Origin of the sequence: Actinomycetospora sp. NBC_00405 (assembly GCF_036044095.1) — a bacterium.
Taxonomy (GTDB): domain Bacteria; phylum Actinomycetota; class Actinomycetes; order Mycobacteriales; family Pseudonocardiaceae; genus Actinomycetospora; species Actinomycetospora callitridis.
The window spans coordinates 1,791,877-1,817,080 of the sequence record NZ_CP107938.1 but is presented as its reverse complement, the minus strand read 5'-3'; the positions used below and the strand labels follow the sequence as shown (position 1 = coordinate 1,817,080).

23 protein-coding genes and 3 tRNA genes are annotated in these 25,204 nt (G+C 73.9%); 13 read left to right on the top strand and 13 right to left on the bottom strand.

Annotated features, from left to right (window positions below; all coding sequences use genetic code 11):
* Window positions 1-94: 94 nt before the first annotated feature.
* Window positions 95-2,794, bottom strand: coding sequence for a LuxR family transcriptional regulator (locus tag OG774_RS08990; protein ID WP_328308675.1), 2,700 nt, complete (start codon window positions 2,792-2,794; stop codon window positions 95-97).
* A gap of 205 nt (window positions 2,795-2,999) precedes the next feature.
* Between OG774_RS08990 and OG774_RS08985 the strand changes: the two genes are divergently transcribed.
* The 4 genes from OG774_RS08985 to OG774_RS08970 all read left to right on the top strand — a co-directional run bounded on the left by OG774_RS08985 (window position 3,000) and on the right by OG774_RS08970 (window position 9,544).
* The gene (locus OG774_RS08985; protein WP_328308673.1) at window positions 3,000-4,985 is read left to right on the top strand and encodes a peroxidase family protein; all 1,986 of its coding nucleotides are present in this window, start codon (window positions 3,000-3,002) and stop codon (window positions 4,983-4,985) included.
* Entirely contained in the window at window positions 4,982-6,907 is a 1,926-nt protein-coding gene (locus OG774_RS08980; RefSeq protein ID WP_328308671.1) for a serine protease, read from the top strand. The genes OG774_RS08985 and OG774_RS08980 overlap by 4 nt, the downstream gene beginning before the upstream one ends.
* Before the next feature lie 84 nt (window positions 6,908-6,991).
* Complete coding sequence (locus OG774_RS08975; protein ID WP_328308669.1) at window positions 6,992-9,016, top strand: galactose oxidase-like domain-containing protein; 2,025 nt, start codon at window positions 6,992-6,994, stop codon at window positions 9,014-9,016.
* Window positions 9,017-9,088: 72 nt separating this feature from the next.
* Window positions 9,089-9,544, top strand: coding sequence for an SRPBCC family protein (locus OG774_RS08970; protein WP_328308667.1), 456 nt, complete (start codon window positions 9,089-9,091; stop codon window positions 9,542-9,544).
* An 11-nt stretch (window positions 9,545-9,555) separates the two neighbouring features.
* Here OG774_RS08970 and OG774_RS08965 read toward each other — a convergent pair whose 3' ends face one another.
* Window positions 9,556-9,873, bottom strand: a complete 318-nt coding sequence (locus OG774_RS08965; protein WP_328308665.1) for an STAS domain-containing protein — start codon at window positions 9,871-9,873, stop codon at window positions 9,556-9,558.
* The gene (locus OG774_RS08960; protein WP_328308663.1) at window positions 9,870-11,471 is read right to left on the bottom strand and encodes an ATP-binding SpoIIE family protein phosphatase; all 1,602 of its coding nucleotides are present in this window, start codon (window positions 11,469-11,471) and stop codon (window positions 9,870-9,872) included. Before OG774_RS08960 ends, OG774_RS08965 begins: the two co-directional genes overlap by 4 nt.
* A 91-nt stretch (window positions 11,472-11,562) precedes the next feature.
* Here OG774_RS08960 and OG774_RS08955 point away from each other — a divergent pair, with 91 nt between their 5' ends.
* Complete coding sequence (locus tag OG774_RS08955; RefSeq protein WP_442873962.1) at window positions 11,563-12,405, top strand: exodeoxyribonuclease III; 843 nt, start codon at window positions 11,563-11,565, stop codon at window positions 12,403-12,405.
* A gap of 5 nt (window positions 12,406-12,410) precedes the next feature.
* Here the strand turns inward: OG774_RS08955 and OG774_RS08950 are convergent, their stop codons facing one another.
* Window positions 12,411-13,274, bottom strand: coding sequence for an NmrA family NAD(P)-binding protein (locus tag OG774_RS08950; protein ID WP_328308660.1), 864 nt, complete (start codon window positions 13,272-13,274; stop codon window positions 12,411-12,413).
* Window positions 13,275-13,420: 146 nt separating this feature from the next.
* Between OG774_RS08950 and OG774_RS08945 the strand changes: the two genes are divergently transcribed.
* Window positions 13,421-14,401, top strand: a complete 981-nt coding sequence (locus OG774_RS08945) for an AraC family transcriptional regulator (RefSeq protein ID WP_328308658.1) — start codon at window positions 13,421-13,423, stop codon at window positions 14,399-14,401.
* Between the two features lie 90 nt (window positions 14,402-14,491).
* Window positions 14,492-14,833 (top strand): MarR family transcriptional regulator, encoded by a 342-nt coding sequence (locus tag OG774_RS08940; protein WP_328308656.1) that lies wholly within the window; start codon window positions 14,492-14,494, stop codon window positions 14,831-14,833.
* On the opposite strand, the gene OG774_RS08935 is transcribed toward OG774_RS08940, so the two are convergent.
* Entirely contained in the window at window positions 14,834-17,359 is a 2,526-nt protein-coding gene (locus OG774_RS08935; protein ID WP_328308655.1) for a DEAD/DEAH box helicase, read from the bottom strand.
* Window positions 17,360-17,472: 113 nt separating this feature from the next.
* Between OG774_RS08935 and OG774_RS08930 the strand changes: the two genes are divergently transcribed.
* Window positions 17,473-18,120 (top strand): TetR/AcrR family transcriptional regulator, encoded by a 648-nt coding sequence (locus OG774_RS08930; RefSeq protein ID WP_328308654.1) that lies wholly within the window; start codon window positions 17,473-17,475, stop codon window positions 18,118-18,120.
* On the opposite strand, the gene OG774_RS08925 is transcribed toward OG774_RS08930, so the two are convergent.
* Window positions 18,117-18,947, bottom strand: a complete 831-nt coding sequence (locus OG774_RS08925) for an alpha/beta fold hydrolase (protein ID WP_328308653.1) — start codon at window positions 18,945-18,947, stop codon at window positions 18,117-18,119. The genes OG774_RS08930 and OG774_RS08925 overlap by 4 nt on opposite strands.
* 115 nt (window positions 18,948-19,062) lie before the next feature.
* Between OG774_RS08925 and OG774_RS08920 the strand changes: the two genes are divergently transcribed.
* Complete coding sequence (locus tag OG774_RS08920) at window positions 19,063-19,461, top strand: hypothetical protein (protein ID WP_328308652.1); 399 nt, start codon at window positions 19,063-19,065, stop codon at window positions 19,459-19,461.
* Here OG774_RS08920 and OG774_RS08915 read toward each other — a convergent pair.
* The gene (locus OG774_RS08915) at window positions 19,440-19,691 is read right to left on the bottom strand and encodes a hypothetical protein (protein ID WP_328308651.1); all 252 of its coding nucleotides are present in this window, start codon (window positions 19,689-19,691) and stop codon (window positions 19,440-19,442) included. The two genes, OG774_RS08920 and OG774_RS08915, sit on opposite strands and share 22 nt — an antisense overlap.
* A gap of 128 nt (window positions 19,692-19,819) precedes the next feature.
* Between OG774_RS08915 and OG774_RS08910 the strand changes: the two genes are divergently transcribed.
* From OG774_RS08910 to OG774_RS08895, 4 genes are all read left to right on the top strand, one after another.
* Window positions 19,820-20,443 (top strand): class I SAM-dependent methyltransferase, encoded by a 624-nt coding sequence (locus OG774_RS08910; RefSeq protein WP_328308650.1) that lies wholly within the window; start codon window positions 19,820-19,822, stop codon window positions 20,441-20,443.
* A gap of 68 nt (window positions 20,444-20,511) precedes the next feature.
* Complete coding sequence (locus OG774_RS08905) at window positions 20,512-21,486, top strand: NADPH:quinone oxidoreductase family protein (RefSeq protein ID WP_328308649.1); 975 nt, start codon at window positions 20,512-20,514, stop codon at window positions 21,484-21,486.
* A gap of 6 nt (window positions 21,487-21,492) precedes the next feature.
* A complete protein-coding gene (locus OG774_RS08900) occupies window positions 21,493-22,293 on the top strand; it encodes an alpha/beta fold hydrolase (protein WP_328308647.1) in 801 nt (266 codons plus the stop codon).
* A gap of 13 nt (window positions 22,294-22,306) precedes the next feature.
* Window positions 22,307-22,984 carry an AAA family ATPase gene (locus OG774_RS08895; protein ID WP_328308645.1) on the top strand — a complete coding sequence of 226 codons (678 nt, stop codon included), beginning with the start codon at window positions 22,307-22,309 and terminating at the stop codon, window positions 22,982-22,984.
* Window positions 22,985-23,021: 37 nt separating this feature from the next.
* Here OG774_RS08895 and OG774_RS08890 read toward each other — a convergent pair whose 3' ends face one another.
* From OG774_RS08890 to OG774_RS08865, 6 genes are all read right to left on the bottom strand, one after another.
* Window positions 23,022-23,804: an IclR family transcriptional regulator gene (locus OG774_RS08890; RefSeq protein WP_328308643.1), complete on the bottom strand. Its 783-nt coding sequence runs from the start codon at window positions 23,802-23,804 to the stop codon at window positions 23,022-23,024.
* Between the two features lie 103 nt (window positions 23,805-23,907).
* Complete coding sequence (locus OG774_RS08885; protein ID WP_328308641.1) at window positions 23,908-24,048, bottom strand: hypothetical protein; 141 nt, start codon at window positions 24,046-24,048, stop codon at window positions 23,908-23,910.
* A 98-nt stretch (window positions 24,049-24,146) separates the two neighbouring features.
* Window positions 24,147-24,218: transfer RNA gene (locus OG774_RS08880), tRNA-Val, on the bottom strand.
* Window position 24,219: 1 nt separating this feature from the next.
* Window positions 24,220-24,291 (bottom strand) — tRNA-Cys (locus OG774_RS08875).
* 57 nt (window positions 24,292-24,348) lie between these two features.
* Window positions 24,349-24,421: transfer RNA gene (locus tag OG774_RS08870), tRNA-Gly, on the bottom strand.
* Between the two features lie 94 nt (window positions 24,422-24,515).
* Window positions 24,516-24,941, bottom strand: coding sequence for an SsgA family sporulation/cell division regulator (locus tag OG774_RS08865; RefSeq protein WP_328308639.1), 426 nt, complete (start codon window positions 24,939-24,941; stop codon window positions 24,516-24,518).
* Window positions 24,942-25,204 lie beyond the last annotated feature (263 nt).

Sequence of the window (25,204 nt, the reverse complement as noted above, 5' to 3'; positions counted from 1 at the left end):
GGCGGACCCCCCGGGGTCGTCGAGAGAACGGTCGGGACGGACTGCCCGCCACGCCGCGGGGCCGTCGTCACGCTAACCCAGGACCGGGAACGATTCAGGCGCCGGGGAACAACCTCACGAGATCGCTCCTCGACCGCATCCCGAGCTTGCGGTAGACGCGGGTGAGGTGGTTCTCGACGGTCTTGCGGGAGACGAACAGGGCCGCCGCCGCCTCGTCGTTCGTCCGCCCCTCGGCGACGACCCGCGCGACCTGGAACTCCTGGGGCGTCAGGGCCGACCAGACCGTCTCGTGACCCGTCCGGCGCGGCGGGGGAGCTCCGGCGGCCGCGAGCTCGGCCTCGGCGCGGGCGGTCCAGGGCCGGGCACCGAGGCCCACGAAGAGCGCGTGCGCGTCGCGGGCGGCGGCGCGGGCCGCGGCGGGCCGTCGCAACCGTCGCAGCGACTCGGCCTCGGCGAGCAGGGTGCGGGCCCGTTCGAACGGCTGGTCGCTCCGGGCGTGCGCCGCGTGGGCACACGCGAAGGCGTCCGCCGCGTCGTCGTCGCAGGTCGCCAGGATCCCGCGGCAGCGCGCGGCGGTGGCGGCGGGGAAGGCGAGGCCGGTCCCGGCCTTGTCCTCCCACCACGCGAGCACCTCCCGGGCGCGGTCCGGCGCACCGCTGCGGACCAGCGCCTCCACGAGGTCCGGTCCGTAGGGCACGACGTTGCTCGCGCCGAGGCCGTCGGCCGTCGCCCGCCGGTGGGCGCGCTCGAGGTGGCCGACGGCGTCCTCGGCCTCCCCGACGGCCAGCGCGGCGAGGCCCTCGACCGCCGGGACGTAGGTCAGCAGGCAGTCGACGCCGTGCGAGCCGATCTCGCCCAGGACCCGCCGGGTGCGCTCGCGACAGCGGTCGACGTCGCCGACCATTGCGTCGAGCCGGGCGAGGATCAGCAGCGCGACCGCCGCGGTTCCGCGTTCCCCGCGCTCCTCGGCCCACTGCAGGGCCTCGACGGCGTCGGCGCGCGCGGCGGGCCAGCGGCCGCGCCAGAGGTCGACGTCCGCGCGGACCGCGTGGGCGAACGCGAGCATCGCGCCGACGCCGTGGCGCCGTGCGGCGGCGAGCAGCGTGTCGATCCGCCGGTGCGCGTCGGCGTAGCGCTCGACGTAGACCTCGGTCTGGGCGCGCAGGGCCTCGTCCTGGAGGTCCCAGGGTGTCGCGCCGAGGTGGCCGAGGCCGTCGAGGATCGGCAGGGCCGACTCCGGTTCCCCGCTCAGGACCAGGGCGTGCGCCTCGGGCGCCCGGCGAGCCGGTGTCCCGCTCGGCGTGAGCGACGCCGCGGTGCGGACGAGGGCGAGCACGTCGCGCACGCGCCCCGCCATGGCGGCGGGCGCCGTGGCCTCGGTGTAGAGGGCGGCGGCTGCTGCGGGGTCCTCGGGCGCCACGCGCTCGGCGGCGCGCACGAGGTCGTCGACGGCCCGCCCGGGGTCGCCGAGCCAGGTGGTCGCCCTGCTCCGGACGATCTCGGCCCGCGCGGCGAAGGCATCGTCGTCGTCCAGGGCGACGGCCGCCTCCGCGTGGCCGGCGGCGAGGTCGAGCGACCCCGCGAGCAGGAACTCCCGGGCGGCCGCGAGCAGCCGGTCGGCGCGATCCCAGCGGTCGGTGCTCAGCTGCGCGGAGCGCGCCCACGCCTCGGCCGCGCTCCCGTGCCCGCCGCGCTCCGCCGCCGAGCGCGCCGCCGCCGCGAGCCGCTCGCCGACGACGTCGTCGGTGCCCTCGACGCGCGCCGCCTCGTGCCAGGCGCGCCGGATGCCGGTGGTGCGCGCGGCGAGGGCCTCGTGGACGCGGCGCGTGAGGGGTGGGTCCGCCGCGAGGAGCACCGGGCGGAGCAGCGGGTGGCGCAGGTCCGGGCCTCCCTCGTGCGCCCGGAGCAGGCCGGCTTCCTCACCGGGCTGCAGGTCGTGGGCGGCGAGGCCGAGGTCGGCGAGGACGAGGTCGACCTCGTCGGCACCCGCCGAGCCGGCGGCGGCCAGCACCGTGACCGCGGTCCTCGACGACTTCGGCAACGCCTCGAGCGCGGCCGTCCAGAGAGCCTCGAGGGTCGGCCCGGCGCGCGGGGGGACCGCCGGGCCGAGGTGACGGGCGTTCTCCACCAGCGCGAGCGGATGGCCCGCGAGGCAAATGACGAGGCGGTCCACCGCGACCGGCGCCAGCTCGCCGCTGAGTCGGCGCAGGAGCTCGCGGCTCTCCGTGCCCGACAGGCGTCCGACGTCGACGACCAGCGCGCCCGGCACCACGCGGCGCTCGTCGCGCGTGGCGAACACGAGGGCGACCCGCGGCGACTGCAGCCGCCGGGCCACGAACAGGAGGACCTCCGTCGACGGCTGGTCGACCCACTGCAGGTCGTCGACGACGACGAGCAGCCCCTCGTGCTCGCCGACGGCCTCCAGGAGACCCAGGACTGCCGCGCACACCGCCAAGGGACCCGAGGGACGTCCGGCACGGCGGGCGACGCTCACCTCGAGCGCCTCGCGCTGCACCTCGGGGAGCGCGGGCAACCGGTCCGCCACGGGGTGGACGAGGTCGGCCAGGGTCGCGAACGGGAGGTGCGACTCCTCCTCGCTGCCGGCGACCCGCACCGTCCGGACCGCGGCCCGGGCGGCCACGCGCTCCAGCAGCTCGGTCTTCCCGATCCCCGGCTCGCCGCGCACGACCGCGACCCGCTCCGGCCCCCCCGCGACGAGCCCGCAGAGCGCGTCGAGCTCGGTCTCCCGCCCGACGAAGGGCGGCGCCGCGAGCGCGTCGGTCGCTGCGGTCATCGGCACTCCCCGTAGTGGTGTCAGCGGGGCGGAGGTGGTGGGTGAAACACAGGATGCCGGGGCGGTCGGGAGGTGCAGTGCCGCCTTTCGGGTCGAACCGGGGGCTTTCCCCTGTGCTGGGGAAGGGTTTTCTAGGCCGTTCGCAGGAATGCGCGCGGAGTGGACGACAGTGCGCGATCGAGCGGTCACGCGGTGGCGGAACCGGATGATCGATCCGTCGGGCTACGCCTCTCCCAGGGTGCCCGGAAAGGCGCGGACAGCGACTCCCGTCCTGCGGCGAGGGAGTTTCCCCCGCTGCCGCCGGCGTGCACGGAGAGGAATCGTCGAAGGCGGACAAGAAGGGGGACACGATGTTGATACGTGTGCTGTCCGACTCGAGCCGGAGCGGCCGTGCGCTGCCGTCGGATGCCTCCAGGGCGACGCCGAGAGCCCGGCGCCACGCCCACGCCATCACGAAGGTCCCAGGAGGAAACGCATGAGCGAGCACACCGCGATCCGACGGGTCGTCACGCAGCTGCGGCACGGCGGACACGCGATCGTCGACACGGCACCGGGAGCGACCGAGGCCGTCGACGCCGGGTCGGTTCGACTCAGCGATGTCGCCCAGGAGGCGCAGATCGCCAAGGTCGACCTGGCCACGGCGCTGGCGCTGGCCGGCGTGACCGACTTCGACTACCTGTTCCCGGAACTGGTCACCGATCCCACCAAGCTCCTGCCGGCCGGGACGCCGGAAGTCGCGGCGGTGACGGTCGAGGCGCTGAACGACCTCGGCAACGCCATGATCGAGCAGGGGGCCCCTGCACCGAACACGTCGATACCCCCGATCCACACCTACTGGGGACAGTTCGTCGATCACGACCTCACCGCGGCGACCGACAACGACAAGGTCATCGGGATCGACGTCACCCCGCTCACGCCGATGCCGCCGGAGGGCGTCACCGCGCTCCTCAAGAACCACCGCGATCCCGCGCTGAACCTCGACTCGGTCTACGGGGACGGGCCGTTCGCCCCCCTGAAGCCGGGTGAGGTGGCAGTGCCCTACCAGGAGCAGGACCGGGCCAAACTGAAGCTCGGCACCCTGACGGCGACGAACGGTGCGGCCGGCGTCCTGATCCCGCCGGAGGACGATCTCGATCGCGACCTGTTCCGCGTCAACCGGGTCGCCCAGATCGGCGACGGACGCAACGACGAGAACCTGGTCGTCGCACAGCTGCACGTCGCCTTCCTGCGCTTCCACAACAGCGCCGTCGACTGGGTACGTGCCAACGAGCCCGACCGGGTCCGGGTCGGCGACGTGTTCGCCAGGGCGCGGGAACTCACACGCTGGACGTACCAGTGGCTGTGCGTGAACGACTTTCTCGCCACCGTGCTCGATACGGATGCGGTGGACAGTGTGCTCGCGAGCGAGGACGACCTGCTCGGCCTCGAGGGGCGCGCGCGGCCCTACATGCCGATCGAGTTCTCGGTCGCTGCGTTCCGGTTCGGCCACAGCATGATCCGCGGTGCCTACGACTGGAACCGCAACTTCGGGGACCCCGGCACGAACGTCGCGCCGCGCTCGACGCTCGAGCAGCTCTTCCAGTTCACGGGCACCGGCCAGTTCCTCGGCGCTCCGACCCTGCCGGACAACTGGCCCGCCGAATGGGACCGGTTCGTCAGCATCGACGCCGCCTTCCCGATCCGCTCGGCGCGCCCGATCGACACCTTCCTCGCCGGACCCCTGGCGGACATGGTCAACCAGATCGCCGGCACCTCCGTCACGCCGGACAGCGACCTGGGAAAGCTCCTCAAGCACCTCGCGCGCCGTAACCTCCTGCGCGGGTACCGGCTCAGCGTCCCGACGGGCCAGGCGGTGGCCGGGGCCCTGGGCATTCCGGCGCTCTCGGTGCAGGAACTCACCGACGCCCTCGACCCGGCAATCCGGGCCGCACTCGACAAGGGCGGCTTCGTCGACCGGACCCCCCTGTGGTTCTACATCCTGCGCGAGTCCGAGGTCCGCACCGGCGGGAACGCCCTGGGACCGGTGGGCAGTCGCATCGTCGCGGAGACGATCATCGGACAGCTGAGGAAGGACCAGCGGTCCTACCTCAACCAGACGGCGTGGACACCCGCCGCGGGCGTGAGGCTCCCGGACGGTTCGTCGGTGAACTCGATCGAGAAGTTCCTCCGCTTCGCAGGGGTCCTCGTATGAGCACCCTCCGCGATCAGCAGGAGGCCGCAGCCGCCCGCTTCGCCGACCGGGCACCTGAGAGGGCGGAGACGGAGCGCAAGCAGGAGGCGTTGGGCACGCTCGTCGCCGACGACCCCGACCAGATCGAGGCCCGGGCGGAACGGCTCCTCGGCGACGCCGTCGGGTCGCGGGCGGTGCGGCAGGCCGCCCGGCACGAGGGCGTTCTCGAACGGATCATCGCCGAGAACGACCTGCAGCCGAGCCTCTTCCTCGGCCGCGGGACGGCGACCGCCGAGTCCGTCGGCCGGATATCGCTCGCAGACGGCGGCGCGGGGACCGGTTTCCTCGTCGGCCGGCGGCTCCTGCTGACGAACAACCACGTCCTGCCCGACGCCGCCTCCGCGGCCGGCGCGTTCGTGGAGTTCGACTTCGAGCTGGGGCCGGACGGCAGGCCGGAGGCGCCGGCCGCGTTCGACCTGGACCCCGGCACGCTGTTCCTCACCGACGCCGAGATCGACGCGAGCCTCGTGGCCGTCGCGGCGGCCCGCGGCGTGGTCGCCGGTGACAAGTACGGCTGGAACAAGCTGCTCAAGCAGCAGGGGAAGATCGTCATCGGCGAGGCCGCGAACGTCATCGGTCATCCCTCGGGGCGCCGGAAGGAGATCGCGGTCCGCCACAACCGGCTCCTCGACCAGCTCCCGGACTTCCTCCACTACGAGGCGGACACCGAGCCGGGCAACTCCGGATCGCCGGTGTTCAACGACCAGTGGGAGGTCGTCGCGCTCCACCACTCCGGCGTCCCGCGGACGAACGACGCCGGCCAGTGGCTCACGACCGACGGCGCAGTGTGGGACCGCTCGATGGGCGACGCCGCGGTCGCCTGGGTGGCCAACGAGGGCGCGCGGATCTCGGTGGTGCTCACGCGGCTGCGGGCACTGGCGCGCACGCCCGCGCAGACGGCGCTCCTCGACGAGCTCGGCGCCGAGGCGCTGGTCGGGGCAGGACCGACGGAGGGCGCACTGCGGACGACGAGGACGGCCCGCGAGAGCACCGGCCGCACCGGCATCCGGGCCGTCCCGGAGACCCCACCGCACCTGGTGTTCCTGCACGGCCGGTCCCAGCAGGGCCGTGACCCGCTCGTGCTCCGGGCGGAGTGGGCGGGTGGCCTGGCCCGCGGACTCGGTGCGGTCGGGCGCGCGCCGCTCGACCCGGCGCGGGTCTGGTTCCCCTTCTACGGCGACGTCCTCGCCGAGCTGGCCGGACCGTCCGCGGTCGAGCGGACGGTCATCGAGGACGACGGCGCGCCGGCGGCCGTGCGCGCGGCACCGTCGTCCACGTCGGCCCGCGCCACCTACGCCGCGCTGATCGAGGACGCGGCGGGCCTGGCCGGCTTCCGGGCGCAGCCGTCCGGCGAACGGGAAGGCCTCGGCGACCTGGTCGCCGGACTGCAGCCGGCCCTCTCCTGGCTGGCCGACAAGAGCCGTCTGGACGACCTGTTCATCGCCGTGCGGTTCCGCGACGTGGCGCTCTATCTCGAGGACGACGCGACGCGGAGCCGCATCCTGAGCACGGTGCTCGAGACGTTCCCGGCGTCGGGACCGGTGACGCTGGTGTCCCACAGTCTCGGCACCGTGGTCGCGATGGACCTGCTGACGCGCCTACCGGCAGGTGTCGAGGTCCGGCTGCTCGTCACCGCGGGCAGCCCGCTGGGCATGGACTCGGTGAACAAGAGGCTCCTGCTCGGCGGACCGCGCCGTCCGGACGTCGGGCGCTGGATCAACGCCTGGTGCCCGGCGGACGCCGTCGCGATCGGCGCGCCCCTGGCCCCCGTCTGGGGCGGGGTCGAGGACGTGCAGACGGCGAAGACGGGCGAGAGCGCGCACTCGATCGTCGAGTACCTCGCCGACCTCCGGGTGGCGTCGGCGATCGGCGACGAGGCGTAGGCGATCCACGGCACGTACCGACGAGCACCGGCACGCCGCCACGGTCCGCCGTGGCGGCGTGCCCCTCATCAGGGGAGATTCGCCGTGCCCGACGAGACGGAACAGGGTCGCTGGGATCCGGTCTTCGGGCTGCCGGACGTCGCGATCCACGCCACGGTGCTGCCCACCGGGAAGGTCCTCGCCTGGGGGCGCCGGAAGGACCCGCACGGAGGGATGGATCAACAGGGCTGCGCGCCGTTCGTGTGGGACCCGGCGACCGGGACGACCACGTCCACCGAGGAACCGCGCCGCGGCGACGACACGACGCCGGTCAACCTGTTCTGCTCCGGCCACACCCTCCTCGCCGACGGACGCCTCCTGGTCGCCGGCGGTCACATCACGGATGGCGACGGCCTCGACCAGGCCTGCGTCTACGACGCCACGGACGACTCGTGGACGGCCCTGCCTCCCCTGCGCAGCGGGCGCTGGTACCCGAGCGCCATCACGCTCGCCGACGGGCGGGCGCTGGTCATCTCGGGCAGCCACCAGGCCGGCCCGAACCAGCCCGTCGAGCCCGTCCCCGAGATCTGGGACGGGACGTCCTGGCAACCGACACGGGACTTCATCGGTCTGCCGCTCTATCCACGGGTCCACCTGCTGCCGGACAACCGGATCGCCATGTCCGGCTCGAACCCGTTGACCAAGCTGCTCGACCTGACGGGCCCGGGGGAGTGGACGCCACCCCCCGGACCGGACATCGCCCGTGCGAAGAGCGAACGTCAGTACGGGCCGGCGGTCATGTACTCACCCGGCCTGGTCCTCTATCTGGGCGGCGGCAACGACCTGGCTGACGACCGCCCGACGGCCGACTGCGAGAAGATCGACCTCACGGCGCCGTCCCCGGCGTGGGAACCGGTGGCGAGCATGGCCTTCCGGCGTCGCCACCACAACGCCACGCTGCTGCCCGACGGGACGGTGCTGGTCACCGGAGGCACGGGTGGCCCCGGCTTCAACGACGTCGCCCCCGGTGCGCCGGTGCACAGCGCCGAGCTGTGGGACCCGGTGACGGACACCTGGACGACGCTCGCAGCGGAGGACGTCGACCGCTGCTACCACTCGACGGCGATCCTCCTGCCCGATGCGACGGTGCTCAGCGCGGGCGGCGGAGAGTTCGTGATCGGCGTCCAGCCCAACGACCCGGCGGACACCCACCGCGACGCGCAGATCTTCCACCCGCCCTACCTCTTCCGCGGTCCGCGCCCGGCCATCGACGCCGCTCCCGACGACCTCACCCCCGGGGAGACGTTCACCCTCACCACGACCGGAGCGCCCACCGACACCGTGACCCTCCTGCGGCTCGGGTCGACGACGCACACGCTCGACGCCAATCAGCGGTTCCTCCGACTCGCCTCGTCCGGCGACGGGCAGGAACGTGCCGTCACGGTGCCCGCGAACCCGGCCGAGTGCCCCCCGGGCCACTACGTGCTCTTCGCGCTCAGCGCCGACGGGGTCCCCTCGACGGGCCACATCGTCCGGGTCGGCGTGGTCAGGCCCACCGGTCACCGGGACGAGACTTCGCCTGGGGGACGTCGCGCCCCGCGGGCCGAGAGCGTCAGGACCGGCACCGTCGTGACGGTCGGACTCACGGCGCAGTGCCCCTACGGGCTGGGTCCGTGCTGGGGCGGCGCGTACTCCGCCCTGAGCCACCTGGAGGACGTCGTCCACGTCGATCCCGTGCCGAACCAGACCGACCAGACCGCGCAGGTGTCGCTGGCCCATCAGGGCCTGCCCGACCTGTCCCGCTGGCCGGAGCAGTTCGCGAACTGGGCCAACGCGAGCTACGTCGTGCGGGGCGTCGAGGTGTCGATGACGGGCACGCTCGTCGCGACCACACACCTCGGCGTTCCGGCTCTCGACCAGCCGCTGCCGCTCCGGCCGATGGCCCGCGGGATCCAGCTGGCGTGGGATCTCCGACGCCGGCGACGACGTCCCCTGACGTCCGACGAGCGAGGGGCCTACGCGCGGCTCGTCGACGAGCGCCCCCGCGGCGAGGTCACGGTCACCGGCCCCCTGCGCCTCGTGCGGGGCCGCCCGGTCCTCTCGGTGCGCGTCGTCGACGCCGGGTCGTGAGGCCGGGCAGCAGCGGGGCGATCGTCCGACTACGGTGCGACCGTCCCGCTGCCGCCGTCTGGAGGAACCCCCATGGCCGACGACGTCGTCGTCACCCGCACCGTCGACGCGCCGCCCGAGCGGGTGTGGGAGCTCGTCGGGGACCCGGCGCGGATCGGGGACATCTCGCCGGAGTGCCACCGCGTCGACTGGGTCGGCGGCGCCACCGGGCCGGAGCCGGGCGCGCGGTTCAAGGGCCACAACCGCAAGGGCCTGCTCCGCTGGTCGACCGACGGCACGGTCGTCGAGTACGACCCGCAGCGGGCCATCAGCTGGGACGTCACGCTGCTCGGCCAGCCCGTCGCGCGCTGGGGCTTCCGTCTCGTCCCCGAGGGCGGGCGGACCCGCATCGAGCAGTACTGGCAGGACCGTCGCAGCCCGATCGCCAACGTCGTCGGCCGCGCCCGGGCCTGGGACGTGCCGGGGGCGAACCGCCGCGGCATGGAGCGGACGCTCGACACGGTCCGCCGCTCGGTCGAGACCGGCTGAGCGGGGACGGCTCAGCCGTCGAGCGCCGCCACGCCCTCGAAGCCCGAGAGCTGGAGCACCCGCCGGGTCAGCGAGCCCGGCGGGGCCAGCACGGTCATCTCGATCTGCAGCACCTCGAGCCGGGCACCCAGGGCGAACAGCACGCGCAGGCCCGCGCTGTCGAGGTAGGCGAGGTCGGCCAGGTCGAGCGTGACCCCCGAGGTCTCGTTCGTGATGGCCGCCGTCAGCTGCTCCTCGACCTCCAGCGCGTTCTCGAGGTCGATCTCGCCGCCCATGACGATGCGGACGGCCGAGCCCTCCGGGTGGACGACGACGGACGCGGCGGTCATCGGCTGCTCCCCGTGAGGTGACGTCGGAAGACGACCGTGGTGCCGCCGGGCCCGGCGGTCACGTCCATGTCGTCGCTGCACTGGCGGATCAGCGCGGTGCCCCGCCCGCGTTCCTGCCCGCGTGCCGGGCGCCATCGCCCGTTGTCGCGCACCGTCGCCACGACCGTCGCCCCCTCCAGCTCCATCTGCACGACCAGCGTCCCGCCGGCGGGCCCGTACGCGTGCTCCACGACGTTGGAGCACGCCTCGCCGGTGGCGACGAGGATGTCGGCCGCGTCCTCGGGCGACGCCCCGGCCGCCGCGAGCCACCGGCGGACCGAGGAGCGGACGTCGGACAGGGTGCGCGTCACGGCCGGCACGACGATGCTCAGCGGCACCACCGACGGCGTGCCGAGACGGTGGGCGACGAGCATCGCCACGTCGTCGCCCACCGGGGTGGCGCCGATCATGCGGTGCAGCACCCCGCTGCACACCGACTCGGAATCCTCGGCGCGCACGACCTCGCACAGCGCCTCCAGGCCGGTGTCGAGCGGGCTCCCGCGCCGTTCGACGAGACCGTCGGTGTAGAGGAAGAGCAGGCCGTGGTCCGGGAGATCGATCGTCGTGGTGCGGCGCGGGGGGCCGACGGACACCCCGACCGGCAGGTCGATCGGCAGGTTGAGCAGCGCCGATTGCTCGCCGGGCTGCGCGATGATCGGCGGCAGGTGGCCTGCGCTCGACAGCGACACGCGCTCCAGCGACGGCTCGAAGATCGCGTAGAGGACCGTCGCCATGACGTTCTCCTCGAAGTGCTGAACGTTCCCGTCCAGGCGCTCGAGGACCTCCGCGGGGTCGTCCTCCTCCAGGGCGAACGCGCGCAGGGCGCTGCGCAGGCGGCCCATGATCACGGCGGCCTGCAGCCCGCGCCCCACCACGTCCCCGATGACGACGCCGAGGCGCCCGGAGGGCAGGGAGAAGACGTCGTACCAGTCCCCGCCGAGACCGCCCGCGTCGCCGGGGATGTACCGCGCCGCGAACTCGATCCCGGTGACGCGCGGCAGCGCGCCGGGCATGAGACTGCGCTGGAGGGCCGATGCCGCCGCGCGGTCGAGGTCCGACAGACGTGTGCGCGTGACCAGGGCGATCCGGTCGGCTGCGGTCTGCAGCAGGTCCGCGTCGTCCATCGTGAAGCGCCTCGGTGTGAGGGTGCCGACGTGCAGGACGCCCAGGACCTCGCCCTCGGCCACCAGGGGCACGCCGAGCAGCGAGCGGATGTCCTTCTCCCGCAGGATCGGGTTGAGGACGTTCGAGTGGTCGACCTCATCGATGATCACTGGTCGGCGCTCGGCGGCGATGCGCCCGGCGAACCCCTTCCCGACGGGGATGCGGACGCCCTGGCGCACCTCCTCCTCGATGCCGCGCGCGGCGGTGGCGACCAGGTACGTCGAGGAGGGGTCCAGCAGGAGGACGGCCGAGGTGTCGGCGTCGAGCAGGGCACGTACCCGGTCCAGGAGCTCGTCGAGGAGATCCGCGACGTCCAGGTGGGCGAGCGTGGTGTCGGTGATCTGCTCGATCCGCCGCAGCCGGTCCTCGTTCGTCACGGGGGTGGTCGCGGCCATGCGGGAACGCTAGTACCCCGTCCGACCGCACGGAACGGACACCGTCGGGTTCCCCCGCTCGCCGTCGGGGGGCCCGGCTAGCGTGGCGGGCGTGCGACTGGCCACCTGGAACGTGAACTCCGCCAAGGCCCGGGAGCCCCGGCTGCTGGACTGGCTCGACGAGCGAGCGCCCGACGTGGCCTGCCTGCAGGAGACCAAGCTGTCGGACGAGGCGTTCGCCGAGAGCTTCGCCGCCCCGCTGGCCGAGCGCGGCTACGCCGTCGCCCACCACGGGGAGGGCCGCTGGAACGGCGTGGCACTGCTGTCCCGCGTGGGGCTCGACGACGTCGTGGAGGGCCTGCCCGGCGCCCCCGGCTACCCCCACCAGGAGGCCCGCGCCGTCTCCGCCACCTGCGGCGGGCTGCGGGTCACATCGGTCTACGTGCCCAACGGGCGTGACCCGGACGATCCGCACTACCTCTACAAGCTCGAGTGGCTCGCGGCCCTGCGCGACCTCGTCGAGGCCGGCGACCCGGACGCGACGGTGGTGGCGGGCGACTTCAACATCGCCCCCACCGACGAGGACATCTACTCCGTCGAGGCGTTCGCCGGGTCCACCCACGTCACCCCGCCCGAGCGCGAGGCGCTGGCGACGCTGATGAAGACCGGCCTGCACGACGTCGTCCGCGAGCGCTGGCCCGAGGACCGGGCGTTCAGCTACTGGGACTACCGCGGCGGCGCCTTCCACCAGGACCGCGGCATGCGGATCGACCTCGTGCTCGCGGGCGGCCCGGTCGCCGCCCGCCGGGCCGCCGCCTGGGTGGACCGCAAGGCCCGCAAGGGCACCGGTCCGTCGGATCACGCGCCCGTGATCGTCGACCTCGACGAGGCCCCGAACGGCGACCTCGGGCCGGTCGTCCCGCCGCCGTCGCTGGGGCGCTCCCGCAAGAAGTAGGCCGGTCACGCCACCGGGACGGCGCGGCGGGCCCACTCGTCGATCGTCGTGGGGGTCTCCAGCACACCGACCCCGTGGCGCTGCACGACGCCGCGGTTGAACGCCGCGTTCATCGCGAGGTTCTCCTCGGTGAGGTCCGCGGGCAGTCCTGCCTCGACGAGCACCGCGCGCATGACGTCCTCGGGCGGGCGCTCGTAGCGCAGGCCGGGCCGGCCGATCGCCGCGCCGAGCCGCGCGACGGCCTCGGACACGGTGAGCTCCTCGGGCCCGGGCAGCTCGCGCACGCCGGCGGCGTCCGGGTCGCGCAGCAGCGCCGCGGCGGCGTCGCCGATGTCGGCGGTGGCCACCATCGGCAGCGCGACGTCCGGGTCGATCGTGTCGTGGTGCACGCCCGTCGCGAGCATCGGCGCCAGCGCCGGCAGGAACGACTCGAAGAACAGCCCGGGGCGCAGGAGCACCACGGAGGCGTCGAGCGCGGCGAGCCGCTGCTCCTGCTCGTGGAGGGTCTCGAGGAAGCCGGTGCCGGCGGACAGCTCGGCGCCGAGCGAGCTCAGCGCCACCACGTGGGGGACGGCGGCGTCGGCCAGCGCGCCCGCGATCGCGGTGCCCACCTGCTCCTGCTGGGCGCGGTAGCCCGGCGCGGCGAGGTCGAGGGGCATGAGGACGTAGGCGGCGTCCGCGCCGCGCAGGGCCTGCGTGAGCGCGGCCCGGTCGGTGATGTCGGCGACGTGCGGCTCGGCGCCGCGGGCGACCGCGTCGCCGAGACGGCCGGCGTCGCGCCCGACGGCCCGCACCGCCTCCCCGCTCTCGCGCAGACGACCCACGACGCGTCCGCCGGTGTTCCCGCTGGCCCCCAGGACAGTGATCATGATGACGTCTCCTCCGTGCTCGGTGATCCGGTGCGTCCGACTCTGGGCCGGTCCCGTCGGACGAACCATCGCCGTGGCGCCGGTTCTCCTGCTCGATCGTCCGATCTCGTGGACGGTCAGCTCGCCGATGCCGGAGGCTGGGCACCGTGACCGTCGCCGACCATCCGCCCTGGACCCCGTCCGACGCCGTGGGCGCGGCCCTGCACGTCCTGCGGATGAGCGGGACCTTCTACTGCTCGTCCGACCTGCGCGGGCCCTGGGGCCTGCGGCTGCCCGAGACGCCGGGCTGCCTGTGGTTCCACGTCGTGACCTCGGGGACCGCGACGATCGTCGTCGGCGACGAGGTGGTGACGCTGTCCCCGTCCGATGTCGTGCTCCTGCCGCGCGGCGAGGGGCACGAACTGCGCTCGACCGATCCGCCGCCCCGCTCGCCCGCGCCGAACGTCCTGACGCTGCCGCACACCTGGTACGGCGAGCGCTACGCGACGATCTCCTACGGCGGCGACGGCGCGCCGACCACCATGATCTGCGGCGCCGTCCGGCTCGAGCACCCGATGGCCGAGCGGCTCGTGGCCCTGATGCCGGACATCGTCCACGTGCCGGTCTCGCCGCTCACCGCGCGCCTGCACGACACGTTGCGGCTGATCGCGCTCGAGGTGGAGGAGACCCGGCCCGGCGGCGAGGCCGTGATCACCCGGCTCGCCGACGTCCTCGTCGTGCAGATGCTGCGGGCCTGGCTGTCGCACGACCCGTCGGCCCGCACGGGCTGGCTCGGCGCGCTCGCCGACCCCGACATCGGCCGCGCGCTCGCCCTCGTCCACGCCGACCCCGCCCACGAGTGGACCGTGGCCGGCCTCGCCCGCGAGCTCGCCCTGTCCCGGTCGACCTTCGCCGCCCGCTTCACCGCCCTGGTCGGCGAGCCGGTCATGGCCTACGTGACCCGCTGGCGCATGCTCGTCGCCCACGACCGCCTCCGGGCCGGCGACACCACCGTCGCCGCCGTCGCCGGCGCGATGGGCTACCGCTCCGAGGCCGCGTTCAGCCGCGCCTTCCGCCGCGTCGTCGGCGCCTCGCCGGGCTCGGTGCGGCCGCGGGCCCGCGACGAGGTGGAGCTTCTCGGGGCCTGACCCCCCACTCGGAGACCGTGTCCTGAGGACACGGTTCGTCTTCGTCGGAACCGACCCCGGAGCGAGCCGCGGTCGGCGACGCTGGACGGCGTGCGTCGGGCGGCCGAGGAGGAGGACGCGACGGACGAGCTCGTCACGCTGCTCCTCGACGACCTCGGTCCGGCCCTGCAGTGGTACCGCGACGAGGTGGCCCGGACCCTGGGGCTGTCCCCGAGCGAGGTGCTGTGCCTCGAGGTGTGCCGGCGGCACGGCTCGATGAGCAGCGGGCGCCTCGGCGAGCGACTGGGCCTCACACGCAGTGCGGTCGCCAAGATGCTGCGCCGGCTCGAGGAGGCCGCTCGGGCGATGGCCGACGCGACCATCGAGCGTCGGCTGCTCGCCGAGCGTCGCCGGGCCCGCGAGGCCGGGCCGACGCCGTGGTGGGCCCGCTGACTACACCGTCGACATCGGCCCCGCGGCCGTGACGTGCACGGCGGCCGCGCCCAGCTCGTCGGACGCGTCGAGGTCGACCTCGGCGGTGATGGCCCAGTCGTGGTCGCCCTCGGGGTCGTCGAGGACCTGGCGGACGTGCCAGGTCCGCCCCTGCACGGTGACGCGGTAGAACGCCGGGCCGCGGGCGTCGGGACCGGAGCCGAGGGTCGGGTACTCGGCGAAGTAGGCCTCCATCGCGTCGGCCCACCAGTCGACCGACGGGCCGTCGTCCTCGAGCTCCGCGAGATCGGCGGGGGAGCGCCGGGCGAACAGCTCCACCCGGCGGAACATCTCGTTGCGCACCAGGACACGGAACGCCCGCTCGTTGCGGGTGACCGGCGGCGGGCCCTGGTCGACGGGGCGCGCATCGTCCCCGGCCGCGTCGAGCTCACTCGGGTTGGCCAGGTTCTCCCACTCGTCGAGCAGTGACGAGTCGGTCTGACGCACGAGCTCGCCGAGCCAGGCGACCAGGTCGTCGATGTCCTCGGTGCGCGCGGCCTCGGGGATCGTCTGGCGCAGCGCGCGGAAGGCGTCGGTGAGGTAGCGCAGGACGAGGCCCTCGGACCGGGCGATCTTGTAGTACGAGACGTACTCGGTGAAGTTCATGGCGCGCTCGTAGAGGTCGCGCACCACCGACTTCGGCGAGAGCTCGTGGTCGGCGACCCAGGGGTGCCCCGTGCGGTAGGACTCGTAGGCGGCGCCCAGGAGCTCGGCCAGCGGCTTGGGCCAGGTGACGTCCTCGAGGAGCTCCATGCGCTCCTCGTACTCGATGCCCTCGGCCTTCATCGCCTGCACGGCCTCGCCCCGGGCGGAGTTCTCCTGGGCGCGGAGGATCTGCTTCGGGTCGTCGAGGGTCGACTCGACCACCGAGACCATGTCGAGGGCGTAGGTCGGCGACTCGCGGTCGAGCAGGTCGAACGCGGCGAGCGCGAACGGCGAGAGCGGCTGGTTGAGCGCGAAGTCGACCTGGAGGTCGTCGACGAGCCGAACGGTCCGCCCGGCGGCGTCGGGCTCGGGCAGGCGCTCCACGACGTCGGCCTCGAGCAGGCCGCGGAACAGCGCGATCGCCCGCAGGATCAGGCGGCGCTGGGTGGGGCGGTCGGCGTGGTTGTCCTCGAGCAGGTGGCGCATCGCGGCGAAGAAGTCCCCCGGGCGGGACGCGACCTGCAGGAGCATCGCCGTCGACACCCGGAACTGGCTGGTCAGCGCTTCGGGCTGCGCCTCGATGAGCTTCTCGAGGGTCTTCTCCGACCACGACACGAACCCCTCGGGCGGCTTCGCCCGCACGACGCGCCGCTGCTTCTTGACGTCGTCGCCGGCCTTCGCGAGCCGCTTGGCGTTCTCCACCTCGTGCTCGGGGGCCTGGACGACGACGTAGCCCGCGACGTCGTGCCCCGCCCGTCCCGCGCGCCCGGCGACCTGGTGGAACTCGCGGGCCCGCAGGTGGCGCACCCGCTGGCCGTCGAACTTGGTCAGCGCGGTGAAGAGCACGGTGCGGATCGGGACGTTGATCCCGACGCCGAGGGTGTCGGTGCCGCAGATGAGCTTGAGCAGCCCGGCCTGGGCGAGCGTCTCCACGAGGCGCCGGTACTTCGGCAGCATCCCGGCGTGGTGCACGCCGATGCCGTGGCGCACCAGCCGCGAGAGCGTCTTGCCGAACCCGGCGGTGAAGCGGAAGGCGCCGATGAGCTCGGCGATCCGCTCCTTCTCAGCCTTCGAGGAGACGTTGAGGCTCATCAGGGCCTGCGCCTGCTCGATCGCCGCGGCCTGGGTGGTGTGCACGACGTAGACCGGCGCCTGCTGCCCGGCGAGGAGCTCGGTGATCGTCTCGTGCAGCGGCGTGCGCGCGTAGCGGAACGACAGCGGGACGGGGCGTTCGGTGTGCGCGACGACCGCGGTCTCGCGCCCCGTGCGCCGCGTCAGGTCCTCGGCGAAGAACGAGACGTCGCCGAGCGTCGCCGACATCAGCAGGAACTGCGCCTGCGGCAGCTCGAGGATCGGCACCTGCCAGGCCCAGCCGCGCTCCGGGTCGGCGTAGTAGTGGAACTCGTCCATGACGACCTGGCCGACCTCGGCGCCGGGGCCCTCGCGCAGCGCCCAGTTCGCCAGCACCTCGGCGGTGCAGCAGATGACCGGGGCTTCGGGGTTGACGGCTGCGTCGCCGGTGAGCATCCCGACGTTGGCGTAGCCGAGCTGGGCGCCGAGGGCGAAGAACTTCTCCGAGACCAGCGCCTTGATCGGCGCCGTGTAGACGCTGCGCTCGCCACGGGACATCGCGCTGACGTGGGCGCCGAGCGCGACCAGCGACTTCCCCGAGCCGGTGGGCGTGGAGAGGATCACGTTCGATCCCGAGACCAGCTCGATCAGCGCCTCGGACTGGGCCGGGTAGAGGTCGAGCCCGCGCTCGGAGGCCCAGCCCGCGAACCCCTCGTAGAGCTCGTCGGGGTCCGCGCCGGGAGCGGGCAGGAGCGCCGTCGAGGTGGTCACCGGTCCATTGTCCGCGATCGCACCACGACCCGGTGGACGGCGGCCGGGTTACGATCCGTCACCTCGGGACGGCGACCAGAGGGCCGGCCGTGGGGCGAGGAGGAACGCGGCACGTGACCGAGGGTGGCGAGGTGGCGGCTGCGGCACCCCTCGGGCGACGCGCAGCGACCAAGGCCCGGACCCGGGAGGCGCTCCTCGAGGCCGCGCGCCGGGTGTTCGCCGAACGCGGGTACGGCCCCGCGTCGGTCGAGGAGATCGCGAAGACGGCCGGCGTGTCGGTCGGGTCGGTCTACGTGCACTTCGCGAGCAAGGAAGCGCTGTTCACCGCGCTGGTCGAGGACCAGACCTCGGTGGCGGTCGACCTGAAGTCCACGATCGTGTCGGGCGACCCGCAGGAGACCTTCGCCGCGCTCGACCGCCTCGTCTCCGACGTCGCCGACTCGCGCGAGGAGGCCCTGCTCGACGCCGAGGTCTGGCTCTACGCCGTGCGGCACCCCGAGTTCGCCGACCGTCTCGCGGAGCACGAGGTGCGCCTCGCCCGGTTCGCCACCGACGTGCTCTCCCGCGACTGGGAGAACCTCGACCCGGCCGTGCGCGACGCCGTGCGGGACGACGAGTTCGTCGTCGTCGCGGCCGCGCTCTACCACGGGCTCATCCGGCTGCGGCGCGTCCTCGGCGAGGACGCCGTGCGGGCCGACCTCTTCAGCCGGGCCCTGCGCCTGATGCTGCGGCTCCCGTCCGCCGACGAGTCCCAGCGCTAGCCCGACCCCGGCAGGACCGACCGCAGCACGGGCTCGAAGGCCACCGCGTCCTCGGCGAAGCCGATGTGGTCGCCCGGGAACAGCGTCGGCTCGAGGCCCAGCGCGTCGGCCAGTGCGCGGGAGCTCCGGTCGCAGAGCTGGCCGGCGGAGTCCCGGCCGATCCCCACGACGATCCGCGTGCGCCCGGTGCGCAAGGAGTCGATGTCCGGACGGAAGTGCGTCGTCGGCCGCAGGAGGTGGGCGTTCTGGAAGTCGCCGTCGGCCTGGGCGGCCGGGTCGGGCTCGCCGCCGAAGACCATCTGGATCATCTCCTCGGGCATCTCGATGGCCGCGTTGGCGAGGAACGCCCGCCAGGAGCCGAGGTGGTCGCCCGCGAACCAGCGCTCGATGACGACGTCCTCGCCGGCGTGGCGGTCGTCGCGGTCTTCCAGGAGCTCGACCAGGGGCGGCTCGTGGGCGACGACGGTGTCGACGAGGTCGGGGTGGCCCTGCGCCAGCGCCAGGGCGGTCACGGCACCGCCGCTGGAACCGAGGACGGTGACCGGCCGCCGCGCCCCGTCGGGGTCGACGTGCCGGACGAGGGCCGCGACGTCGTCCGCACGCGTGGCCAGCGTCGGGGTGGCGTCGGGGTCGCCGACCGGGCTGCGGCCGATCCCGCGGGTGTCGGTGGTGAGCACCGTGTGGTCGACGGCGAGCAGGTCGGCGAGGCCCGCGAACGCGTCGGCGCCCATGGGCGTGCCGAGCAGCACCACGAGCGGGCCGTCGCCCCGGACCTCGTGGTGGAGCCGGGCCCCGGGGACGTCGAGGGTGGCGGTGAGGGTGTGCACGGGTGACCTCCGGGGTGCTCGTGGACGGCGGCGTCGGAACGTTCGTGGGGGAGACGGACGCCGCGCCCGGAACTCATCGGCGGGTGCCGATGATCGACGAGGGGTACACGACGCCATGCCCTCCTCCCGCTCGCGACGTTCCCGCGACCTGACCTGGTTCCCCCGCCTGCTCGGCGTGGCCACCGCCGGCTACAGCGTGGCGATCATCGCCCGCCCCGAGCTGTTCACGAAGCCCACCGCGCTGCAGGCCGAGGGGGCGCCGCTGCCGACGGCCACCGCGATCGGGGTGCGTGCCCTCGGCGGGCGCGACCTCGCGTGCGGGCTGGCGATGGCCCTGGCTCCGGCGGGCAGGGCGCTGCGGACCGCCGTGGCCGTGCGCGTCGGGTCCGACGTCGTCGACCTGGTCCTGCTCGGGACATCGCTGCCGGAGCGCACCGCGCGGGCCAAGGCGGCCGGCGTCGCGGGGGCGTGGGGCACGCTGTGCGCCCTGGGCTACCTCGCCGCGGGCGACTGATCGGCCGGCACCTCGCTGAGCCGCAGGTGGTAGACGCCGGCGGAGGGGGTGAGCGGATGCAGGTCGTAGACGTGGACGACCTTCGGGCCGTCGTGGAGGTGGGTGTGCGTCACCGTCGGCAGCGGGGTGCCGTGGCGTGCCTCGCGCACCTCGACGCGTCCGTCGAGCGGACCCCCGACGTAGAGCAGCACGGCGTCCTCGTCGGCCGGCCCACCGGGCGGAACGGTCATGAGGACCTCCTCGGGCGGCGCGTCGGTCGGCGGTGCGGCTGTGACGCCTGTGTCGGCGTGGCGTTCAGGGTAGGGAAAGCACGGCCCCTCGCGCAGCGTCTGCGCGGCGTCACTTTCCGGAGCCAACGATGACCGCCGGTGACGGCATCCGGGAGTGGACGACGCCCGGCCGTCCTCCGCTGGTCCCCGAGGTCACCCTGCTGCTCGCCGAGGACATGCACCGCACGTGGTCGGCGATCGACGAGGAGGCGCCGCCGTTCTGGGCGTTCGCCTGGGTCGGCGGCCAGGCCCTCGCGCGCCACGTCCTCGACCACCCCGACCTCGTCCGGGGCCGCCGGGTACTCGACCTCGCCTCGGGGTCGGGGCTGGTCGCGATCGCCGCCCTGCGCGCGGGGGCCACGGCCGCGATCGCCTCGGACACCGACGCGCGGGCCCGCGCCGCGATCGTGCTCAACGCGCAGGCCAACGACGTCGAGATCGACGTGGTCGGCGACGTGCTGGACGCCGACGAGCCCCTCGACGTCGACGTCGTGCTCGCCGGCGACGTCTTCTACGAGCAGCCCATGGCCCGGCTCGTCGAGCGCTTCTGCGACGAGGCGGTCGCGGCCGGCGTCGACGTCGTCGTCGGCGACCCCGGCCGCGAGTACCTGCCGCGGCGTCGCGTGAGCACGCTCGGGAGCTACGACGTCGTCGGGACCCTCGACCTGGAGGGCGGCGAGATCACCCGCACCACGGTCTACCGCTTCACCTGACATCCCCGCCGCGCTCCTGTAGAACCGTCACGGCTGACGGTCCGGTCGGCCGGGAACGGGAGGTCGCGGTGCGCGCGGTACAGGTCGTCCGGCTCGACGGGCCGGACGCGGTGGAGGTCGCCGAGGTCGACGAGCCCACGGTCGGCGACGGCCAGGTGCTCATCGACGTGGAGGCGGCCGGCGTCGTCTTCCCCGACCTGCTGCTCAGCCGCGGCGAGTACCAGATGAAGCCCGACCTGCCCTTCCTGCTCGGCAGCGAGGTCGCGGGCACGGTGCGCGAGGCGCCGGACGGCTCCGGCTTCAGCGCCGGCGACCGCGTCGCCGCGATGCCGGTGCTCGGCGGGTTCGCCACGACCGTCGCCGCCTCGACCGAGCTGGTCTTCCCGCTGCCCGACGCGGTGTCCTTCGACATCGGCGCCGGCCTGCCGATGAACTACCTGACCGCGCACTTCGTGCTCGAGACCCGCTGCCACCTCGCCGAGGGCGAGACCGTGCTCGTGCACGGCGCCGCCGGCGGTGTGGGCGTCGCCTGCATCCAGTTCGCCAAGGCGCGCGGGGCGACGGTGCTCGCCGTCGTGTCCTCCGAGGGCAAGGCCGAGGTCGCCCGGGCCGCCGGGGCCGACCACGCGGTGCTCGTCGACGGGTTCAAGGACGCCGCCAAGGAGATCACCGGGGGCGCGGGCGTCGACGTCGTCGTCGACCCCGTCGGCGGCGACCGGTTCACCGACTCGTTGCGCTCCCTCGGCGACGACGGCCGTCTCGCGGTCGTCGGCTTCACCGCGGGCGACATCCCCACCGTCAAGGTCAACCGGCTGCTGCTGAACAACATCTCGGTGGTCGGTGCCGGCTGGGGGGCGTACGCCTCCAAGCGGACGGGTTTCATGCGCCGGCAGTGGGACGCGATGCTCGACGACATCGCGAAGGGCCGCCTCGCCCCGCCGATCAGCGCGACCTACCCGCTGGCCGAGGCCGCGTCGGCGATCAACGAGCTGGCCGAGCGGCGTGTCACCGGCAAGGTGATCGTCCACCCGCGGGAGCACTGAGGCGCCGTGGAGCTCGCGCACACCCGCACCGGGACCGGGGAGCCCGTGCTGCTCCTGCACGGGATCACGCACCGGCGCCAGGGCTGGGACCGCGTGGTGCCGCTGCTCGCGCAGGAACGGGAGCTCTGGGCGGTCGACCTGCCCTCCCACGGGGACTCGCCCGACCTGCCCGGCGACTACCGCGGCGACATCGCCCCGCTCGCCGACGCGGTGGAGGCGTTCTGCACCGCCCAGGGCCTCGACCGTCCCCACGCCGTCGGGAACTCAATGGGCGGCCTGGTCGCCCTCGAGCTCGCCGCCCGGGGCACGGTGCGGTCGGCGACCGCGCTCTCGCCCGCCGGGTTCTGGTCGCGGGCCGAGCGCGTGTACGCCCGCGCGATCCTCGGCGGGGCCCACGCCGCGCTGGCCGTGATCCCCTCGCAGCGCCTCGAGCGGATGCTCGCCACGCCGATCCTGCGCACCGCGCTGCTCGGCCTGCTGCTGGCCCACCCGTCGCGGATCGACCCCGCGGAGGTCGGCGCCGACCTCCGGGGCCTGAGCCACCCCCGCTCGTCGTTCGCGACGATGCTCGCCCACTTCGACACCTGGATCGCGCCGGCCCGTTCGGCGGTGCCGACGACGGTCGGCTGGGGCTCGCGGGACATGCTGCTGCCCCGCTGGCAGTCCGGGCGGCTGCGCCGCGCCCTGCCCGACGCCGCGGTCTACGTCCTGCCGGGCTGTGGGCACGTCCCGATGGGCGACGACCCCGCGCTCGTCGCGGACTTCATCCTCGCCGCGACGCGCCCGCGGGCGAGCCGCGCCGCCTGACGGGCCCCACGGTGTGCCGACCCTCTACCTGACCCGCGGGCTCCCGGCGTCGGGCAAGACGACCTGGGCGCGGGCTCTCGTCGCGTCGCGGCGCCCGGGGCGGATCGTGCGGGTCAACCGCGACGACCTGCGACGCAGCATGGTCGACCCCGACTACGCCGCTCCGGTCGACGCGGTCGAGCGGGTGATCTCCGCCGCGGAGCGTCGGCTCGTGCAGGGCATGCTGCAGGACGGGGTCGACGTCGTCGTCGACTCCACGAACCTGCGCGCGGCGGTGGCGCGGAGCTGGCTGGCGCTGGCCGAGGAGTGCGGGGCGGAGTGGCACGTCGAGGACGTCGTCGCCGACCTCGAGGACTGCGTGCGCCGCGACGCCGCCCGTCCGGAGCGCGAGCGCGTGGGGGAGGAGCGGCTGCGCGACCTGCACGCCCGCTTCGTGGATCCCACGACGGGGCGCCCGGCCCCGCTCGCCCCGCCGCGTCGTCCCCTCCCCGAGGCCGAACCGTGCCAGCATGGACCCGTGGCCCACGAGAACGAGTGGTACTTCTGCCTCAAGCACCATCAGGTGGAGCCGTGGGACGGCTGCCGCGCCGCCGATCGCCTCGGTCCCTATCCGGACAAGGAGACCGCCGCGCACGCGCTCGAGATCGCCGAGCAGCGCAACAAGGCGGCCGACAAGTACGACGAGAGCTGACACACCCCAGCGCCGGTCACCACGGCGCCGGTACGGGCTACCGGTACCAGCCCCGGTGGGCGACGCGGGCGACGTCGGTGACGTCCGCCGCGAGCCGGTCGAGCTCGTCGCGCAGGCGCGTGGCGGGCAGCGCCACCGCGATCGCGGCGCTCACCCGGCCGCCGGGATCGGCGATCGGGGCGCACACGCACGCGAATCCCGTGGCGTACTCCTCGCGGTCGACCGCGAATCCGTCGCGCCGCACGCACGCGAGCTCGGCGTCGTAGGCGTCGGGCGAGGTGATCGTGGCGGGGGTGTAGGCCCGCCAGCGGCGCGGGTCGAGGCGGGCCCGGCGCCCCGGCCGGTGCGCCACGAGGACCTTGCTGGCCGCCAGGGCGTGCGCCATCGACGGCGGGACCCGCGGCGGCAGCTCGGGGACGCGACCGAGACCCTGGTGCCCGCGGATGTCGACGACGTCGATGTGGTCGTCGTCGGCCCACTCGACGAGATAGGTCCAGGCGCGGGTGCGCCGGTAGAGATCGCTGACGGCGTCCGAGAGGACCTCGGGCAGCTCCCGCCGCGGCACGGTCGGGACGGGCCGCAGGCGGTAGCCGCCGGAGGCGGTGCGTTCCACGTGGCCGGCCCGGAGCAGTCCCTGGACGACCGGGGTGCTCGACCGGCCGAGGTGGCCGTTCAGATCGGCCAGACCGACACCTTCGGGGTGAGCGGCCAGCATGCGCAGGACACGGAGCGTGCCGGGCGCGACGAGACCGGAGGTCCCGGTGGCGGGCCGTTCGGTCGGCATGTCGCCCGACCGGGGGAGCGGCACATCGATCGTCACGTCGAGTGATATTAGTGAATCGGACATCGAGAAGGAACCGAGCTTTCCTGAGGGAAGCCTGGCACGTCCCGAGCCGGTCGACCTCGGGCTGGTCGGTCCCGAGCTAGTCGACCTCGAGCTGGGCGCCGCAGGACGGGCACCGCGTGGGTGGGTCCTCGTCGGCCAGCCGCCCGCACTCGCCGCACACCCGGTGCATCCAGCAGGCCGGGTCGCCGCCCAGGTCGTCGTCGGGCACATCGGTCACAGCGGCCTCCCGGACATCGGCCTCCCGGACATCGGCCCCGGACATTCAGAAAGCCCTGGCCGTCGACCATTCCAGGTCGCTGACCAGGGCTTCTGGGGTGGGCGATACTGGGATTGAACCAGTGACCCCTACCGTGTCAAGGTAGTGCTCTCCCACTGAGCTAATCGCCCGAGGCGCAGGCGGGAATCGAACCCGCGTACAGGGCTTTGCAGGCCCTTGCCTAAGCCACTCGGCCACTGCGCCAGGCATCCGGAGGTCGTCCGGCTCACCCTGGAGAAGTTGATGCCGAGGAGCCTCCCGAGCGGACGACGGGACTCGAACCCGCGACCCTCACCTTGGCAAGGTGATGCGCTACCAGCTGCGCTACGTCCGCGTGTGGCCGGCGGGATTCGGGGTTCCGACCCGCCGTTGCCGACGAAGAGAACACTACTGCACCGTGCGCCCCCCGCTTCCCGCGGGGGGGTCTGTCAGCTCGGATCGCTCGAGAGCAGCAGGCCCAGCGCGTGCTCCAGATCCAGCCAGTCGTCCTCGGCACCCGGGGCGACGATCTCGTGGGTGCGGGTGAGGAACTCCGACACCTCACGGCTCGCGGCACGGAAGGTGGCGTGGCCCGAGGGGGAGCTGAGCTCGATCTCGATCGACTCGGCATCACCGTCGGAGGGGCGGATTCGGACGTCTCCCGCGCCCGAGGCGCCGAGCAGTCCCTCGGTGAGGAGGTCCCGCGAGAACACCCACTCCACCCATCCGGCGCGGCCGGTGCGGAACGCGGCCTGCACGGCGTACGGGTCGCGAGTGTCGTAACGCATCTCGACCTGGACGGGCACGGGCGGGTTCGGCGGACCGACGAGGTCGAAGACCGCCGTCGAGCGGATCGTCGTGTGGTCGTTGAGCATGTGGCTGCCTTTCGCACGCTGCTGTCGTTCGGGGAAACGACTGGCAAGCGACCCTGTGACGGCGGTTCACCCGGCTCACGCATGCATCACACCGGACGGGCAACCACAGGGTGACTTACCCGGTTCGGTTCCGTAACGAACCACCCACCCCGGCCGGGCGTCGGTGCCTGCCCCGGGAGCACTAGCCTGACGCCTGTCTGACCCGGACATACACACCCGAGGAGAGGGTCGACCAGTGACGGACGCGTCGCGAGGAGTCCCAG

Coding starts and splice junctions, on each gene's coding strand:
- OG774_RS08990 (WP_328308675.1), bottom strand. CDS start 2,794: ATGACCGCAGCGACCGACGCGCTCGCGGCGCCGCCCTTCGTCGGGCGG.
- OG774_RS08980 (WP_328308671.1), top strand. CDS start 4,982: ATGAGCACCCTCCGCGATCAGCAGGAGGCCGCAGCCGCCCGCTTCGCC.
- OG774_RS08970 (WP_328308667.1), top strand. CDS start 9,089: ATGGCCGACGACGTCGTCGTCACCCGCACCGTCGACGCGCCGCCCGAG.
- OG774_RS08915 (WP_328308651.1), bottom strand. CDS start 19,691: ATGACCGTTCCGCCCGGTGGGCCGGCCGACGAGGACGCCGTGCTGCTC.
- OG774_RS08965 (WP_328308665.1), bottom strand. CDS start 9,873: ATGACCGCCGCGTCCGTCGTCGTCCACCCGGAGGGCTCGGCCGTCCGC.
- OG774_RS08950 (WP_328308660.1), bottom strand. CDS start 13,274: ATGATCACTGTCCTGGGGGCCAGCGGGAACACCGGCGGACGCGTCGTG.
- OG774_RS08985 (WP_328308673.1), top strand. CDS start 3,000: ATGATCGATCCGTCGGGCTACGCCTCTCCCAGGGTGCCCGGAAAGGCG.
- OG774_RS08960 (WP_328308663.1), bottom strand. CDS start 11,471: ATGGCCGCGACCACCCCCGTGACGAACGAGGACCGGCTGCGGCGGATC.
- OG774_RS08910 (WP_328308650.1), top strand. CDS start 19,820: ATGACCGCCGGTGACGGCATCCGGGAGTGGACGACGCCCGGCCGTCCT.
- OG774_RS08920 (WP_328308652.1), top strand. CDS start 19,063: ATGCCCTCCTCCCGCTCGCGACGTTCCCGCGACCTGACCTGGTTCCCC.
- OG774_RS08865 (WP_328308639.1), bottom strand. CDS start 24,941: ATGCTCAACGACCACACGACGATCCGCTCGACGGCGGTCTTCGACCTC.